This window comes from Limosilactobacillus secundus, from assembly GCF_020784695.1.
Lineage (GTDB): Bacteria > Bacillota > Bacilli > Lactobacillales > Lactobacillaceae > Limosilactobacillus > Limosilactobacillus reuteri_F.
Window position 1 is genome coordinate 49330 of sequence record NZ_JAJGUA010000031.1, and the last position, 16931, is coordinate 66260.

Below are 16931 nucleotides of genomic sequence, written 5' to 3' on the forward strand. Positions count from 1 at the left end.
CGCATTTAAAAATTAATGGTAAAGTTAGAATTGTGTATTTCACTAATTTATTATTATTTGTTTAGTTTTTAGGAACTTATTGGGAGGGTGTTTTATTTATATGAGTAAAAAAAGAACACATCATTCAAATAACCATCGATCTCGTGGCGTTTTTGCAGGAGCAGTTAGTGCCTTAAGTTTATTAGCAGTAACAACACAAGCAGTTAATGCTGAACAGCTTACTGTTAAGTCTGGTGACACTATTTGGGGGCTTGCAAAACAACATGGACTTTCTGTTAGTGCATTAGAACAAGCAAATCCTTCAGTTAAGAAGATAAACGATAGTATCGACTTAATTACGGTTGGTCAACAATTAACGTTGCCTACTGCTCAACATGATGCTAGCGCTGATTTGAATGCTGATGGTAGTTATACTGTTAAGCCTGGCGACACGCTTAGCTCTATTGCTGATCGTTATAATGTAACGGTTAGTCAATTAATGGCATGGAATAACCTAAGCACTAATGACTCATTATACATTGGACAACAACTCAGTGTAACGGGTCCTGCGATCTCAACTGCTGTAAACACACCTGTTGTAAGTGCTCCTGTTTCTGATGCGAGTGTATCAACTCAGCAACCAGTTGCTCAATCGACAGATGCAACTTCATCAGTTCAGGTTCAAACTTCAGCAGTTGCCTCTGCTTCTGTGCCTCAACAAGATGTGGCTAGTAGCCAACCAGCAGGAACTGTTCCTAGTCAAAGTGCTGCCAATAGTACCGCAGCTCTTGCAAATAACACAGCTACGGTTGCGACTGGCTCTTCAGCTGCTAATAGCGTAGCAACTGCAACAAATGCTGCTCAACCTACTACAGCTAATACTGCTTCTGCCTCAGCTGAAAATAGTGTTGCACCACAAACGCAAAACGTTGCTGTTAGTCAGGCTGCTTCAACAGCTGTAAATACGACTGCTTTAGGACAATCATTTGTTCAAGCAGCACCAGTAGCAAGTCAAGCACCACAATCACAGACTGCCCCAGCATCACAAGCAACGGTTAATGTTCAGAATAGTAATGCTGCTGCTTCACAACAAACAACTGCTGTAACATCACAAACTCAACCGCAACAATCACAAGCGGCTGCTAGTCAACCTGCACAGCAAGTAGCAACTACTAATCAAGATTTACAACATGGTTCTGTAGTTAGCCTTGCCACTAAGATTGCTAACTCTAATAGTGTTCCATACGTATGGGGTGGTGAAAGCCTTAGTGGAATGGATTGTTCTGGATTAGTTAAGTATGTTTATGCGAATGCGGAAGGTAAGCAATTACCACACTATACGGGAGCCCTTGAAAACTGTGTGGACCAACATCCAGTTAGTGAAGCTAAGCCAGGTGATCTTTTGTTCTGGGGTAACCATGGTTCAACTTACCATACTGCTATTTATACAGGAAATAATCAATATGTAGCAGCTGCTCGCCCTGGAACTAATGTATCGACTTACACGATTAGTCCATACTTTAATCCAAGTTTTGCCGGAACAGTTAAATAGTTCTGATAGATTATTAGAGCTTTTTCATTAGATAGTAACAAAGATGTAACCTAAAAAGGGTTAACATTCTTCTAAGCTCGTGTTATCTTACTTATATTGCAATTCCAGTATTGCTCTAAAAATATTTCACATTTATTGGGGAGTGTTAAATATGAGTAACAAACATGAAATTGAAGAAGATTTATACCGTGCACAGTCCCGTTTGGATGATTTATGTAAACAAGAGGGACAGGAAAATACGGGTACGCAGACTGTTACTATTCAACCAAAGTACGGTGAAGAGATGCAATCTTTACGAGAAGAATGCAGTCAGTTACGGATTATTTTAGAAGCAATGGAAGCTTCTGAAGATTAATAAAATAAAAGATTAACAAAAAGCAGTAAGCGCTAGAAGAAAAATTCTCTTCTGTGCTTACTGCTTTTAACTTATTTTTCTATTGTTTGCCAAATTGGATATTGACTAATGTCTAAGGTGAGGTCGATAAAACGATTACCGATCTCTTCTCCATCAGTTTGACTAAATTCTAGTGAAGTAGTTGTGATGTGGAGATTATCGCTTTGGAAGTGGTGGGCAAATTTTGATTGGTCTAGCTTGCCCCGAGCTAACTGCAGTAATTGCCAAATTGTCATAGGCCAACCTTTTCGTTCAGCAACGACTAATTCCAATGATGGTTTCTTTAATGAAGCATTTGGTGCGACCTTAAATCCGCCACCGATAAATGGGTGGTTGCTAGTAATTGCGATGTAAGCTTTCGGAAAAATAAAGTGTTCACGCCCAGATTGAATCATCAAGGTAAAGGGTTCCTGATCATAGATTACTCCAATTGCCTTTTGGAGATAGGTGAAACGTCCAATATGATTTTTCTTGTGATGAGCCTTAAATGTATTAGCACGACTAACAATTGCTGCGTCAAAACCAATTCCTAAATTATTAAGAAAATAGCCTTCTTCACCCCGAATCGCCTCATGATAATGACCAATGTTAATTTTTTGTGGTGCGTCTGCAGTTAAAATTTGATTTAATGCCCTTTGTGGATGCATAGAAATCCCGTAACCGCGGGCAAAATCATTTCCTGTCCCAGCAGGAATATATCCAACCGCAAGTGGTTCTTTATTCAATCGCTTGGCCGTCTTCATAAGTCCGTTAACAACTTGATGCAGCGTACCATCACCACCAATCGCAATGACAATTGTTGATCCTGCATTATGCGATTGGGCGATTTGACTGGCAAGGTATTCTCCATGATTAGGATACTTAGTTGTTTCCATGTGATAATCAATTTGTTGTTGATCTAAAACCGGTTTGATTGACGACCATGCCTTTTCTGCATTGCCATTACCAGCATGACGGTTGAGGATGATTGAATAATTCATCAATATTCCTCCTTTGAATGGTGCCAAAAAGCAAAATAATATTTAAATAATTAATTCACTATTTTTTCTAATGTTCATAAGAAAGTTGGAGGCTGAGAAAAACAAGCGTTTTTCTCAGCCTCTGTTAATGATTAAAAGCTTAGAACGTCGTCAACTTAAAGTTAGGATTTTGCTTTTCGTAAGCAAGGGCCTTTTCATCAAGTTGTTCTACAAATTCAATATTGTAGTCAGTGTTGTGTTCAACCATTAAAAGTGCTTCAGCTTCTGAATCAGCTTCAAGATACAATGATTGAGTATTTTCACGGACTGGGCGTTTTGTTTTATCAGCTTGGTAGTATACTTTAAAAGTCATACTGTTAAAAACTCCTTAATTAAAGATATTATGCAGTAATTACTTTATTATTCTATCACAGATGACCAAAAGTGTCTTAAATTTTCCTAACATGGTATTATTAAATAAAGGTAAAGGCCAAAGAGGTGATAGCCATGGTTATATTCTTAATCTGTATTTTAGCAGCAATAATTGTTATTGCTCTTTATTTAACGATCCATCGCGTATTTCTTAAGCGAGCAACGATAATGGTACAGAAAAATGCTCAAGACGTTACTGATGCAGCGTTAAATACTAGTTTGAAAGAAATGTTACATTGGAATAAAAATCTGAATTCTCAAATTGTTGCCGATGTTTGGGGAAAAGGTGTACTTGCTTTTGAATACCATTTTGATTATAAAAAAGAATATATTAATCTTGATGATTTCACACGTCAAAAACTAGCAGCAAAACTTGATGAATATGCAAAACAACATCATTTAAAGATGGCTCCTAATGCCTCTCAACCATTTATTATAACCGATTGGTGGAAATATGAAGGAATTTTGCATATCGATATTGCCTATTTGATAAATGAAGCAACTGTTGAGTACATTGAAGATTTAAAAAAATTAAATCAAAATAGTAATTAGTTAAAATGGCCGGGAGAAAGAGTGGTTTTCTCTCGACCATTTTTTGTAAAAATTAACTAATCATCACTGTGTCTGCGGGTGCCTCAAATGGTTGATTTTTATTAATATGATCGTAAAATAGCACTCCATGCAAATGGTCAATTTCATGCTGACAAACAATTGCTGGATAATGCTTTAATCGTACCTTATGCGTTTCACCATTAACGTCTTGATAACGTAATGTGATGCGGTCATGTCGTGGTACGTAACCAGGTACATCTTTATCAACTGAAAGACAACCTTCACCTTCAGTAAGAGCACCATATTGAACCGATTCACTAACGATTACTGGATTAATAATGACGTCCTTAAATAAGGGCTTTTCATCTTCAGCAGGTGCAGGAACAAGGACAGCAGCCATTTGCTTTGAAACACCAACTTGAGGAGCAGCAAGGCCAACTCCAGCTCGTAACTTGTATTTTTCACATAATTCAGGATCTTGACTTACTTCTAAATATTTCATCATATCCTTTGCTAATTTTTGGTCTTCATCAGATAGGGGAAATGAGACCTTAGCAGCTCGTTTACGTAAAACGGGATTGCCATCACGGGTAATATCTTTCATTAAATACATTACTCACTATGCCTCCATATAAAAATTCAGTCATATTATAGTCTATCATAACTATTTAAAATTGCTAATGAATATGAGGTAACAATAGTTAACTATAAATTTAAAAACCGTATACTTCACTTGCACCATTTTAATAATTCTGTCCATTAAGTTTATGAAAGCGCTTGTATTATTTGAGCAATCGGTTATACTATAAATGTAGGTAAGCAATCGCTTACATGATGTTAATTGGATTTGGAAAGGAATGTTGAATATGGCCAATACCAAAGCTGTCAATTTTGCTGAGATTAAAGCCAATGAAGGGGTACCTTACGCAAAACCCGTACAAATTCTAGATAACGACGGAAATGTTGTTAACGAAGAATTAATGGCTAATTTCAGTGATGAATTATTAGTTGACTTAATGAAAAAAATGGTTTGGGAACGTGCCTTGCATGAACAAACAATGAGTTTTTCAAAGCAAGGTCGATTAGGTTTCTATGCGCCAACTTGGGGTGAAGAAGCTTCTGAAATGGGAACAGCTGCTGCATTTAAGAAGCAAGACTTCCTTTTTCCTGCTTATCGAGATTTGCCACAATTAATTCAACATGGAGCAACAGTTGCTCAAATGTACTTATGGTCAAAGGGGCACATCAAAGGTAACCTTTTTGATGCACGTGCTCTCCGGCCACAAATCATTATCGGAGCACAGATGGTCGAAATGGCTGGTGGTGCTCTTGGAATTAAGAAGAATGGTGAAAAGGACACTGTTGCCTATGCTTACACTGGTGAAGGTGGAAGCTCACAAGGGGATACTTATGAAGGAATGAACTTTGCCGGTGCATTCCAAGTTCCTGGCGTATTTATTATCCAAAATAATGGGTGGGCTATTTCGTTCCCACGAAAGCTACAAACTGAAGCACAAACAATTGCCCAAAAGGCTGTTGCTGCTGGAATTCCAGGTGTTCAAGTTGATGGAATGGACGTCCTTGCATGTTATGAAGTTGCAAAGGAAGCTCGTGAATTTGCTGCTGCTGGTAATGGACCAGTGCTAATTGAAACATTAACATACCGATTCGGTGCTCACAGTTCAGCAGGTGACGATCCTACTCGTTACCGGACTGAGGATGAAACAAAGCCATGGTTTGATAAAGATCCATTGATTCGTCTCCGCAAGTACCTAACGAAAAAGGGACTTTGGTCTGAAGAAGAAGAACAAAAATATGCTGATGAATGCAAACAAAGCTTTAAAGAAGCAATGAAAGAAGCTGACTCAGTAGAACCTGAAAAAGTTAGCGATATGTTGAAGCGGACGTTTGAAGTACCAACTCCAGACATTAAAGAACAAATTAAGAAGTACGAAGAAAAGGAGTCGAAGTAATCATGGCTAAAAAGACTTATATCAAAGCTATTACTGAAGGTATTGACATCGCTTTAGCCGAAGATCCTAAGACTTTAGTATTCGGTGAAGATGTTGGTAAAAATGGTGGTGTTTTCCGTGCTACTAATGGTCTTCAAGAAAAATACGGTGTTGATCGAGTATTTAGTACCCCTCTTGCCGAATCAGGTATTTTAGGAATGTCAATTGGTTTAGCAGCAACTGGCTGGCGTCCAGTACCAGAAATTCAATTCATGGGCTTTACTTTTGAAGCAATGGATTCTATCGCTGCTCAAATGTCACGGATCCGTTTCCAATACAATGGAACTAAGCATGCACCAATTACTATTCGGACTCCTTATGGTGGTGGTACTCATACTGCTGAATTGCACGGGGATGATCTTGAAAACTTCTTCGTTGGTATTCCAGGATTACGAGTTGTTGCACCAAGTTCTGCCTACGATGCTAAGGGATTAATTATTTCTGCAATTGAAAATAACGATCCAGTTCTTTTCCTTGAAAACCTTCGTCTCTATCGTTCAGTCAAAGGTGAAGTTCCTGATGACAAGTATACTGTTCCATTGGATAAAGCAAATGTTGTTCAAGAAGGTACTGATGTTACGATTATCGCTTATGGTGGTGAAGTATCAGAAGCACAAAAAGCTGCTAAGAAATTAGCTAAGAACAATATTTCTGCTGAGATTATCGACTTGCGTTCTCTTTACCCACTTGATACTGACACGATCTTTGAATCAATTAAGAAGACGCACCGAGTAGTTATTGTTCAAGAAGCGCAAAAGATGGCTGGTGTTGGTGCCCAAGTTGCATCAGCTATTTCAGAAGGTGCAATTATGTACCTTGATGCTCCTGTTACCCGGGTTGCTGCTCCTAACTCAGTATATCCATTCCCGCAAGCTGAAAATGTTTGGCTTCCAGGTGCACGTGATATTGAGGATGCCGTACGGGAAGTAATTAATTACTAAAAGTACGGAATAGAAAGGGTGTTAATACGATATGGCATACATTTTTAGACTACCAGAAATGGGAGAAGGATTAACTGAAGGTGATGTTGCTTCTTGGCTCGTTAAAGAAGGAGAAGCAATTAAAGCTGATGATCCTTTAATTGAAATTCAAACTGATAAATCAACTACTCAATTGGTATCTCCAGTTGATGGAACTGTCAAAAAATTATTTGTAAAAGAAGACGACCATGTTGAAAAAGGCGACAAGCTCGCTGAAATTGATGATGGTAAGCCTGGTATTAGTACAAACGTCGAAAGTGAAGACGATGATGATGAAACTGATACAGGCAGTGAAGAAGCTACTGAAAGTGAAGAATCCACGGCTCCAGCTGCAGATTCCCCTTCAGAAGATAATTCTTCAAAGGGTGGAGTAGCCCCACTTGCAGAACCAAATAAGCTTGTAATGGCAATGCCTTCTGTTCGTCAATATGCCCGTGATAAGGGTGTTGACATCTCACTTGTTCAACCAAGTGGTAACCACGGTCAAGTTCTTAAAGAAGATATTGATAACTTTAATGGGTCAGTTGCTCCAGCTAAAGAAGAAAAGAGTACGACTACGTCAGCTAAGACTGCTCCAGTTGCAGCTAAGACCGTTGGTAATACAATCAAGCCATGGAATGCCGACCTTGAAGAACGTGAACCAATGTCTAATATGCGGAAGATTATCGCTAAGACTACTCGTGAGTCAAAGGATATCTCACCACATGTTACATCATTTGATGAAGTTGAAGTATCTGCTCTAATGGCTAGTCGCAAGAAGTACAAGGCAGTTGCTGCAGAACAAGATATTCACTTGACTTTCTTGCCATACATTATTAAGGCCTTGGTTGCCACATGTAAGAAGTTCCCAGAATTAAATGCTTCAATTGATGATTCTACTCAAGAAATTGTCTACAAGCACTACTATAATGTTGGAATCCTTACTAACACTGACCACGGTCTCTATAATCCAAATATTAAGAATGCAGATTCTAAGAGTATGTTTGAGATTGCAAAAGAAATTACTGAAAATACTCAGGCTGCCTTTGACAACAAGCTAAGTCCAGAATCAATGGCTGGTCGGACTATCAGTATCAGTAACATTGGTTCAATTGGTGGTGGCTGGTTCACTCCTGTTATCAACCAACCAGATGTTGCCATTCTTGGTGTTGGTCGAATTGACAAGGAACCATACGTTAACGAAGATGGTGAGATTGTTGTTGGTCGAATGATGAAGTTATCATTGACTTACGATCACCGTTTAATTGATGGTGGGCTTGCACAACATGCATTGAATTACATGAACAAGTTATTACATGATCCGGAATTATTGATGATGGAGGGCTAGATAATGGCTGATGTTGAACAAAAGGATACAGTAATTGTTGGTGGAGGTCCTGGTGGTTACGTAGCTGCTATTCGAGCTTCAGAATTAGGTCAAAAGGTTACTTTAATTGATAAGGGAGAACCAGGTTTAGGTGGTGTTTGTCTAAATGTTGGATGTGTACCATCTAAAGCATTGATTGCTGCTGGTCACCGTTACCAAGAAACTTTAGACTCATCTATTTATGGTATTTCTAAGACCGATGCAAAGTTAGACTTTACTAAGACTCAAGAATGGAAAGACCATAAAGTTGTCGACCGTATGATTCGTGGAGTTAAGATGCTTTTGAAGAAGCATAAGGTTGAAATCATTGATGGCGAGGCAATTCTTGATAATGACCACCAACTTCGTGTAATTAAGCCTGGTCCAAAGCAATTCATGGATAATGATAATGGTCGGACTATCACGTGGAAGAATTTAATTCTTGCAACAGGAAGTCGTCCAGTAGAAATTCCTCATTTTAAGTTTGAAGGCCGTGTTATTGATTCAACCGGTGGCTTAAACCTCAAGGAAGTACCAGAAGAATTAGTTGTAATTGGTGGTGGCTACATTGGGACAGAATTAGCTGGTGCTTATGCCGATCTTGGTGCTCATGTAACGATTATTGAAGGTACTGATTCAATTCTCGGTGGATTTGATCACGATATGGTTGATATTGTTGTCAAGAATCTTGAGAAGAAAGGCGTAGACATTGTAACTAAGGCAATGGCTAAGGATTCTGAGCAAGATGAAAATAGTGTTACTGTCACTTATGAAGTTGATGGTAGCGAAAAGAGCATTAAAGCAGACTACTGCATGGTATCTGTTGGTCGTAAACCAAATACTGATGATTTTGGGCTTGATATGACAAATGTTAAGTTAAACGATCGTCATCAAATAATTGTTGATGAACAAGGCCGGACGAATGTACCTGGTATTTGGGCTATTGGAGATATTGTTCCTGGTCCTGCTCTTGCGCACAAGGCATTCTTTGAAGCTAAGACTGCTGCGGGTGCAATTGCTGGTAAGAATACTGCTAATGATTGGGTTGGAGTACCAATGGTTTGCTTTGCTGATCCAGAATTAGCTCAAGTGGGTATGACGGTTGAAGAAGCTAAAGATAAAGGAATTGATGTATCTACTGCCCAATTCCCATTTGCTGGTAATGCTCGTGCCGTTTCTCTTGATGCTGCCGAAGGATTTATTCGCTTAATCTACACTAAAGATAAGAAGAACGTTATTGGTGCTCAAGGTGTCGGCCCTGGTGTTAGTGACCTTGCTGGTGAACTTTCATTGATTGTCAACTGTGGAATGAATGTTGAAGACGTTGCTTTAACAATTCATCCGCACCCAACATTGAATGAGCCTGTTCAAGAAGCTGCAGACATTGCGCTGGGCTTCCCAACACATATCTAAATTTTAATAAATTAAAAAAGTTCTTAGTGATTAATAACTCGATTTTGAGATCACTAAGAACTTTTTCTGTTTGGATTCTTTTAGGCCTTTTATTCCTAAATTTCCGTTTGGATTGTATAATACAAGTAGAAAATGATTGGAGGGACAAAAGATGAATTCACAAAGCTATAGTTACCCCCTTGATCCATCATGGACAACTAAAGAGATGGAAACGGTAATTGCTATGTTTAGGGCGGTTGAAGATGCTTATGAAGTTGGGATTGACAGAGATAAAATTTTAGATTGTTATCGTGCTTTTAAGCAAGTCGTTCCCTCAAAGGCTGAGGAGAAACAATTAGGCCGCGAATTTGAAAAGAATTCGGGTTATGTTCTCTACCGTGTTATTAAAGCAGCACAAGAGTCAACAGATAAGAGAATTAAGATGGTTGGGCAAAAAAATGATTAGGATTGAAGAGTTAGATCAAAAAGCACAACAAATAATCCGTCAAGCAGGTCAGAATGCATACCAGAAAATGGAAAATGATTACCAGATTGATACGAAGACGAATTATACTGACCTTGTAACGACAATTGACCGGGAAAATGAACAGTTAATAAATGATCAACTACGAAAGATTGATCCTGATAGTCAAATCTTAAGTGAAGAAGGGTTTGGCGACAAGCAAATAAGCAATATGCAAGGACATGTTTGGATTGTTGATCCGATTGATGGAACAATGAATTTTGTTAAGCAGCATAATAATTTTGCTGTTATGCTAGCGTTGTATGTTGATGGTCAACCAACGCTTGGTTATATTTTAGATGTAATTAATAATCGCCTTTACCATGGTCGAAGAAACGCTGGTGTTTATGTTGATAACCAAAAAATTAGTCAGCCAGCTAACCTAGGTTTACGAGAAAGTTTATTAGCGATGAATCGAACATTAACTTTAAGCGGCAATTCTACGTTAAAGAAAATCGCCCAAGACGCAATTGGCTTACGAATGTATGGAAGTGCTGGCATTGAGATGATTGGTGTGATTACTGGTCAATTAGGTGGATATATCTCGGATTTAAAGCCATGGGATCTTGCTGCTGGACGAATGTTAGCAGAAGAATTAGGCTTAGTTGTGAAATCAATTGACGGTAGTTCTATTAATGTGTTATCATCTAATCTTGTATTAGTAGCAACGAGGCAGGTTAGTCGAGATATTCGACAAATCATCAATTAGTTGTCGAGGCTGTGACCGCGATGTCACAGTTTTTTTATGAAATTGGCTATTGATAGGCCGCTGCTGTTCGACTTAAAAATGATATGACGAAAGGGAGAATCAAGTTTTGAAAACTCGTGACGACATTCGTAACATTGCGATTATTGCCCACGTTGACCACGGTAAAACTACCTTAGTTAACGAAATGTTGAAGCAATCAGATACTTTACCAGAACACTTCTCAATTGAAGATCGTGCGATGGATACTAACGCTATTGAGCGTGAACGTGGTATTACTATTCTTTCAAAAAATACTGCTGTTAAATATGACAATCACCAAATTAACATTTTGGATACACCTGGACACGCGGACTTCGGTGGTGAAGTTGAACGTGTTATGAAGATGGTTGATGGTGTATTACTTGTTGTAGATGCTTTCGAAGGGACGATGCCTCAGACACGGTTCGTTCTTAAGAAGGCCCTTGAACAGCATTTAACACCAATTGTTGTGATTAACAAGGTTGACCGTAAAGGTGCTCGTCCTGAAGAAGTTGTTGATGAAGTTCTTGACCTCTTTATTGAATTAGGTGCAGATGAAGATCAACTCGACTTCCCAGTTGTTTACACTTCAGCAATGAACGGTACTTCAAGTTATGATTCAGATGTTTCTACTCAAGAACACACCATGAAGCCATTGTTTGATACTATTATCAAGACAATTCCTGCTCCCGTAGATAATTCTGATGAACCACTTCAATTCCAAGTTGCTATTTTAGATTATAATGATTTCGTTGGTCGAATCGGTATCGGTCGTGTCTTCCGTGGTAAGATTAAGGTCGGCGATAATGTTACCTTAATGAAGCTTGATGGCTCAAAGAAGAATTTCCGAGTTACTAAACTCTTTGGTTTCTTCGGTTTGAAGCGGTTGGAAATTAATGAAGCTGAAGCCGGTGACTTGATTGCGGTTTCTGGGATGGAAGACATCAACGTTGGTGAAACTGTAACTGATGCAGAACACCCCGAAGCAATCACTCCATTGCGGATTGATCCACCTACATTACAAATGACTTTCCGGACCAACGATTCTCCATTTGCTGGTCGTGAAGGTAAATTTGTTACTGCCCGTCAGCTTGAAGATCGTTTGAAGCGTGAAATGCAAACTGATGTATCCTTAAAGGTTGAAGATACTGATGATCCAGGTGCATGGACTGTTTCAGGTCGTGGGGAATTACACCTTTCTATCTTGATTGAAACTTTACGTCGTGAAGGATATGAATTATCTGTATCACGTCCACAAGTTATTTACCGTGAAATTGATGGAGTAATGAGTGAACCATTTGAAGAAGTTCAAATTGATACTCCAGATGAATATACTGGTTCAGTTATTGATAGCCTTTCTAAACGTAAGGGTGAAATGAAGAACATGGAACCAGGCGAAAATGGTCAAACTCGTCTTATCTTCTTAGCACCATCACGTGGTTTGATTGGATACTCAACTGAATTTATGACTATGACCCGTGGTTACGGAATCATGAGCCATACCTTTGAAAAATATGCACCAGTTATCAAAAACTGGAACCCTGGTCGTCAAAAGGGTACCCTTGTGTCCATGAACGCTGGTAAGGCTACTACTTACGCAATGATGGGTATCGAAAGTCGTGGTCAATTATTGATTGATCCAGGTACGGAAGTTTACGAAGGTATGATCGTTGGTGAAAACAGTCGTGAAAATGATATTACTGTTAACATCACCAAGGGTAAGAACTTAACGAACGTTCGTGCTGCTGGTTCTGATGAAATGGCTCACATTAAGACCCCTACTCACTTCTCCCTTGAAGAATCACTCGAATTCTTAAATGAAGATGAATACTGTGAAGTAACTCCAGAAAATATCCGTTTACGGAAGAAGACCCTTAACACAAATGCCCGTGAAAAGGAAGCTAAGCGTCGTCGTGCTGCTTCACGGAAGTAAATATTTAAAAAAGCTTGGGAGGCTAACTAGCTTTCCGAGCTTTTTTTTGTTGTATAATAATGATTGTATTTTGTTTTTAGGTAGGTGCACTTTGTGAAGAAAAAGAAATTAAGATTCCGTAAGATTCGTTCTGTATGGAATAACGTCCGCTACCTTGATTATTATATTTTAGTTCCTTATCTTGCTTTATGTTTAGTAGGAATTGTAATGGTCTATTCAGCGAGTGCTTCCATTGAAATGCAAAATGGTGGAACTCCATTAGGATATTTAGTAAAACAAACAATCTATGTTGTAATGGGAGTTGCAGTAATGGCATTTATAGCAAATTATCCTTTGCGGCATTATCGAACGCCAAGATTTTTACGAGATTCAACATTGGTAGTTGGTGCTTTACTTGTCATTGTTTTGGTTTTTAGCCGGGCTGTTAACGGAGCTAAAGGTTGGATATCCTTGGGCTTCTTTAATATTCAACCGGTGGAAATTTGTAAGCTATATTTTATCTTATATTTAGCTGATCGAATGGCTAAAATTAGGCAACGTGGGCAACATTTTACCACTGATGCTAAAGGCCCCTGGCTCATAATTGCAATTTTTCTCGGGTTAATTATGATTCAACCAGATATTGGAGGAATGGCGATTAACGGAGCGATTATTGCAATCATGCTTTTAGCGGCGGATTATAAATGGGGCGTTGGTTTGGGGATAATTCTTGTCTTACCAGCGCTTGGCTACCTTGGATTGGAACGACTAGTTGAAAGTGGTTTGCTTCAAGGTGGTGGATACCAAGTTGCGCGTTTTGTTGCCTTTCTAAATCCTTTTGGAAATGCTAGTGGTTCAGGAAGTCAGTTAGTTAACTCCTATTACGCAATCAGCAATGGGGGTGTATTTGGGGTAGGACTCGGAAACAGTATCCAGAAAATGGGATATTTGCCAGAACCCAATACCGACTTCATCATGTCAATTACTAGTGAAGAATTGGGTCTAGTTGGGGTAACGGCAATTTTAGTTACTTTACTCTTTTTGATCTGTCGTATTATTCAAATTGGGGTGCGGGCAGATAGTTTGTATCAAACGCTCATCTGTTATGGCTCAGCAACATTCTTTACGATTGAAACACTCTTTAATATTGGTGGAGTTCTAGGACTCTTGCCGATTACGGGGGTTACTTTCCCATTTATTAGTTATGGGGGATCAAGTATGTTGATTCTTTCCGCAACGGTAGGCATTATAATGAATATTAGCATGCAGCAAAATCGGGATCGCTTAGTTATGGGAAAACCATTTATTCCTGAAACAGGAGGCGTAAAGAATGTTTAAATTAATTCCACGGCGTTCCCTGATAATTTACATTAACAATAATCGTGTGATTCGAGCTCTTCGTCATTATGGTCAGATTGATTATATTTCTCGACGAATGCATTATGTGGTAATGTATGTAGACCAAAGTGACGTCGAAAAAATAAAAGAGAAGATAAGTCGATTACGCGCAGTAAAAAAGGTTGAATTATCAGCTCGGCCAGATTTAGACCCGACGTTAGCTGATCTTGAATTAACAGGAGTCTATCAATTACATGATGAGGATGATAAAAAATGAGAATTGTTGCAGGAGACTTTGGAGGACGAAAGCTTAGTGCTGTTCCGGGAATGGCAACTCGTCCAACAACTGATAAAGTTAAAGAAGCGTTGTTTAATATAATTGGTCCTTACTTTAATGGTGGAACCAGTCTAGATTTGTTTGCCGGAAGCGGTGGATTAAGTATTGAAGCTGTATCGCGTGGCATCAGTCAGGCAGTCTTGGTTGATCGTCAATATCAAGCAATCAAAACAATTAAGAAGAATATTGACGTTACGAAACATGTTGAACAATTTAAAGTTTATAAAATGGACGCTCACAAAGCATTGAATTTGTTTGCGAAAGACAAAATGAAATTTAATTTGGTCTTTTTAGATCCCCCTTATGCCAAACAGCAAATTGTTAATGATATGGAGCAGATGGTTAAAAATAATTTGTTAGCTAAAGATGCAATAATTGTGGCAGAAACAGATCAGAATGCAAAATTGCCGACAGATTTAGCTGACTTTAACTTTATTCGCCGTCAAGAATATGGAATTACGGTTTTAACAATTTATCAATATGAAGGAGAATCAAAATAATGAAAGTTGCAGTTTTTCCTGGATCATTTGACCCATTAACACTTGGACATTTAGATTTAATTAAACGAGGAAGTGCATTATTTGATCAATTAGCAGTGGCGGTAATGACTAATGAAAGTAAAAATCCACTGTTTACTGTTGAAGAACGAGTAGCACAAATTAAGGAGGCTGTTAGTGGGCTAGATAATGTTTCGGTTATTACAACAGAAGGCTTGACTGTTGATCTAATGAACCGCATTGGTGCAGATTACTTAATGCGTGGTTTACGTAATACTACTGATTTTCAATATGAACGCGATATTGCGGCTATGAATAACTTTTTAGATGATCAGTGTGAGACCGTCTTTTTCCTTGCTAAGCCTGAATATCAGCACTTGTCTAGTAGCTTATTGAAAGAAGTAACATCAGCTGGGGGAGATATCTCAGCTTATCTTCCTGCTAATATTAATGAAGCACTAAAAAAGCGTTTAATGGAACGAGAAATGTTACGGGTTAAGAAAGATAATGAAAAAGCAAGATAATATAATATTACGACGAATAGGGATTATTTTAGGGCTTGTTCTCTTACTAGGCTGTTTTTTGTTCTGGCCCCTAAATTCTTATATTGAAAGCCCGGGAACAGCTGCTGATTTGCAGTCTTTTGTTAAAATAAAGGGACACCCCGATCGATATAAGGGAAGTTTTATGTTGACGTCTGTGGCGATTCAGCGTGCCCATCCTGCAACATATTTATATGCCAAAATGATGCCTTATATGTCAATTGAGAGTGCGGAAGATGTAACTGGTGGGCAAAACAGTGCAACGTATGACCGCGTTCAAAAATTTTATATGGATAGTTCAATTAATGAAGCAATTGCAGTTGCTTACAATGCTGCCCATCAAAAAGTAACGCGGCGCTATTTAGGAATTTATGTATTACAAGTTCAGCCTAATTCTAAATTTAAACATGATATTCATGTTGGGGATACGATTACAAAAGTAGATGGTCATCACTTTAATACTGCTCAAGGCTTTCAAAAATATATTGGTGCTAAAAAAGTTGGCACTCCGTTAGCGGTTACTTATACTCGGGATGGGAAAACGAAAACTGTAACTCATCCGCTTGTTAGAATTGCTAATACTAACAAGCCAGGAATTGGAATTATCCTTACTAATAATATGCAAGTTAAGACTAAGATCCCTGTAAAGGTTGATGCTGGTCAATATGGTGGGCCGTCTGGCGGTTTGATGTTCAGTTTGCAAATATATCAACAAATTAGCGGAAAAGATTTGCAGCGAGGACGGAAAATCGCCGGAACCGGAACGATAAATTCAGATGGAACTGTTGGAGAAATTGGCGGAATTGACAAGAAAGTAATCGCTGCGCACCGTGCGGGAGCCACTATTTTCTTTGCTCCTTATATAAAACCAACCAAAGAGATTCTTAAGTATGAAGAGGGGCATCTGACTAATTATCAAATGGCTAAAAAAGCAGCCAAAAAATATGCACCGGGAATGAAGGTTGTCCCTGTTACTACCTTTGATGAAGCAGTGAAATATTTACAAACACATAAGTAAATCATAACCACCCGTCAAACGGGTGGTTTGCACATCGGCTATAAGCCGATAATAAAAGCCGGCGTCTCAAGGCGCTGGCTTTCGCTTTGCTCAAGCCAAAATGCTCTGACTACTTTGCCACCGCTTTAAGCGGTGTTTGTACTACTTCACTTACCCTTAAAAGGGTCCGAATATTCCACACTTGTTAGCTTATCCATTGCTATATCATGTTTCTCTTGATCTCGGATATACTTCTTTATCGTGGATTCATTCAATCCAACTGTACTTACGTAGTAGCCTTCAGCCCAAAAATGTCGGTTCCCATATTTGTATTTTAAGTTTGCATGTCGATCAAACATCATTAATGCACTTTTCCCTTTTAAGTATCCCATAAACTGCGATACACTTAGCTTCGGCGGAATACTTACTAACAAGTGCACATGATCTGGCATCATATGACC

General features: G+C 38.7%; 19 protein-coding genes. 15 read left to right on the forward strand and 4 right to left on the reverse strand.

The annotated features are described in order from the left end of the window. Positions 1 to 100 precede the first annotated feature (100 nt). Complete coding sequence (locus LMB57_RS04620; protein ID WP_229271957.1) at positions 101 to 1531, forward strand: C40 family peptidase; 1431 nt, start codon at positions 101 to 103, stop codon at positions 1529 to 1531. A gap of 151 nt (positions 1532 to 1682) precedes the next feature. Beyond that, positions 1683 to 1886 (forward strand): hypothetical protein, encoded by a 204-nt coding sequence (locus tag LMB57_RS04625; RefSeq protein ID WP_003668273.1) that lies wholly within the window; start codon positions 1683 to 1685, stop codon positions 1884 to 1886. Positions 1887 to 1957: 71 nt separating this feature from the next. Here LMB57_RS04625 and LMB57_RS04630 read toward each other — a convergent pair whose 3' ends face one another. Together LMB57_RS04630 and LMB57_RS04635 are read right to left on the reverse strand one after the other, a co-directional pair. Next, entirely contained in the window at positions 1958 to 2905 is a 948-nt protein-coding gene (locus tag LMB57_RS04630; RefSeq protein ID WP_229271958.1) for a diacylglycerol/lipid kinase family protein, read from the reverse strand. A 139-nt stretch (positions 2906 to 3044) separates the two neighbouring features. After that, positions 3045 to 3257 carry a DNA-directed RNA polymerase subunit epsilon gene (locus LMB57_RS04635; RefSeq protein WP_153710599.1) on the reverse strand — a complete coding sequence of 71 codons (213 nt, stop codon included), beginning with the start codon at positions 3255 to 3257 and terminating at the stop codon, positions 3045 to 3047. Positions 3258 to 3391: 134 nt separating this feature from the next. Between LMB57_RS04635 and LMB57_RS04640 the strand changes: the two genes are divergently transcribed. Then, the gene (locus tag LMB57_RS04640) at positions 3392 to 3868 is read left to right on the forward strand and encodes a hypothetical protein (protein ID WP_229271959.1); all 477 of its coding nucleotides are present in this window, start codon (positions 3392 to 3394) and stop codon (positions 3866 to 3868) included. A gap of 52 nt (positions 3869 to 3920) precedes the next feature. On the opposite strand, the gene def is transcribed toward LMB57_RS04640, so the two are convergent. Beyond that, the gene (gene def, locus LMB57_RS04645) at positions 3921 to 4481 is read right to left on the reverse strand and encodes a peptide deformylase (protein ID WP_229271960.1); all 561 of its coding nucleotides are present in this window, start codon (positions 4479 to 4481) and stop codon (positions 3921 to 3923) included. A gap of 253 nt (positions 4482 to 4734) precedes the next feature. Here def and pdhA point away from each other — a divergent pair, with 253 nt between their 5' ends. The 12 genes from pdhA to LMB57_RS04705 all read left to right on the forward strand — a co-directional run bounded on the left by pdhA (position 4735) and on the right by LMB57_RS04705 (position 16491). Further along, positions 4735 to 5841: a pyruvate dehydrogenase (acetyl-transferring) E1 component subunit alpha gene (gene pdhA, locus LMB57_RS04650; protein ID WP_019254060.1), complete on the forward strand. Its 1107-nt coding sequence runs from the start codon at positions 4735 to 4737 to the stop codon at positions 5839 to 5841. 2 nt (positions 5842 to 5843) lie between these two features. Beyond that, complete coding sequence (locus LMB57_RS04655) at positions 5844 to 6821, forward strand: alpha-ketoacid dehydrogenase subunit beta (RefSeq protein WP_229271961.1); 978 nt, start codon at positions 5844 to 5846, stop codon at positions 6819 to 6821. A gap of 31 nt (positions 6822 to 6852) precedes the next feature. After that, positions 6853 to 8187, forward strand: a complete 1335-nt coding sequence (locus LMB57_RS04660) for a 2-oxo acid dehydrogenase subunit E2 (RefSeq protein WP_229271962.1) — start codon at positions 6853 to 6855, stop codon at positions 8185 to 8187. Positions 8188 to 8190: 3 nt separating this feature from the next. After that, positions 8191 to 9618 (forward strand): dihydrolipoyl dehydrogenase, encoded by a 1428-nt coding sequence (gene lpdA, locus LMB57_RS04665; RefSeq protein ID WP_229271963.1) that lies wholly within the window; start codon positions 8191 to 8193, stop codon positions 9616 to 9618. 151 nt (positions 9619 to 9769) lie between these two features. Continuing rightward, on the forward strand, positions 9770 to 10063 hold the full coding sequence (locus LMB57_RS04670) for a UPF0223 family protein (protein WP_229271964.1): 294 nt from the start codon (positions 9770 to 9772) through the stop codon (positions 10061 to 10063). Next, a complete protein-coding gene (locus tag LMB57_RS04675) occupies positions 10056 to 10829 on the forward strand; it encodes an inositol monophosphatase family protein (RefSeq protein ID WP_229271965.1) in 774 nt (257 codons plus the stop codon). The genes LMB57_RS04670 and LMB57_RS04675 overlap by 8 nt, the downstream gene beginning before the upstream one ends. Positions 10830 to 10935: 106 nt before the next feature. Beyond that, positions 10936 to 12780 carry a translational GTPase TypA gene (gene typA, locus LMB57_RS04680; protein ID WP_229271966.1) on the forward strand — a complete coding sequence of 615 codons (1845 nt, stop codon included), beginning with the start codon at positions 10936 to 10938 and terminating at the stop codon, positions 12778 to 12780. A 93-nt stretch (positions 12781 to 12873) separates the two neighbouring features. Beyond that, on the forward strand, positions 12874 to 14097 hold the full coding sequence (locus LMB57_RS04685; RefSeq protein ID WP_229271967.1) for an FtsW/RodA/SpoVE family cell cycle protein: 1224 nt from the start codon (positions 12874 to 12876) through the stop codon (positions 14095 to 14097). Then, on the forward strand, positions 14090 to 14374 hold the full coding sequence (locus LMB57_RS04690; protein WP_003666818.1) for a YlbG family protein: 285 nt from the start codon (positions 14090 to 14092) through the stop codon (positions 14372 to 14374). Before LMB57_RS04685 ends, LMB57_RS04690 begins: the two co-directional genes overlap by 8 nt. Beyond that, entirely contained in the window at positions 14371 to 14934 is a 564-nt protein-coding gene (rsmD, locus tag LMB57_RS04695) for a 16S rRNA (guanine(966)-N(2))-methyltransferase RsmD (protein ID WP_019254067.1), read from the forward strand. Before LMB57_RS04690 ends, rsmD begins: the two co-directional genes overlap by 4 nt. Further along, positions 14934 to 15455 (forward strand): pantetheine-phosphate adenylyltransferase, encoded by a 522-nt coding sequence (gene coaD / locus LMB57_RS04700; RefSeq protein ID WP_003668252.1) that lies wholly within the window; start codon positions 14934 to 14936, stop codon positions 15453 to 15455. Before rsmD ends, coaD begins: the two co-directional genes overlap by 1 nt. Then, positions 15439 to 16491, forward strand: coding sequence for a SepM family pheromone-processing serine protease (locus LMB57_RS04705; RefSeq protein WP_229271968.1), 1053 nt, complete (start codon positions 15439 to 15441; stop codon positions 16489 to 16491). Before coaD ends, LMB57_RS04705 begins: the two co-directional genes overlap by 17 nt. A 146-nt stretch (positions 16492 to 16637) precedes the next feature. Here the strand turns inward: LMB57_RS04705 and tnpA are convergent. Continuing rightward, the coding region (gene tnpA, locus LMB57_RS04710; RefSeq protein WP_229278044.1) for an IS200/IS605 family transposase at positions 16638 to 16931 on the reverse strand (294 nt) is incomplete at its 5' end.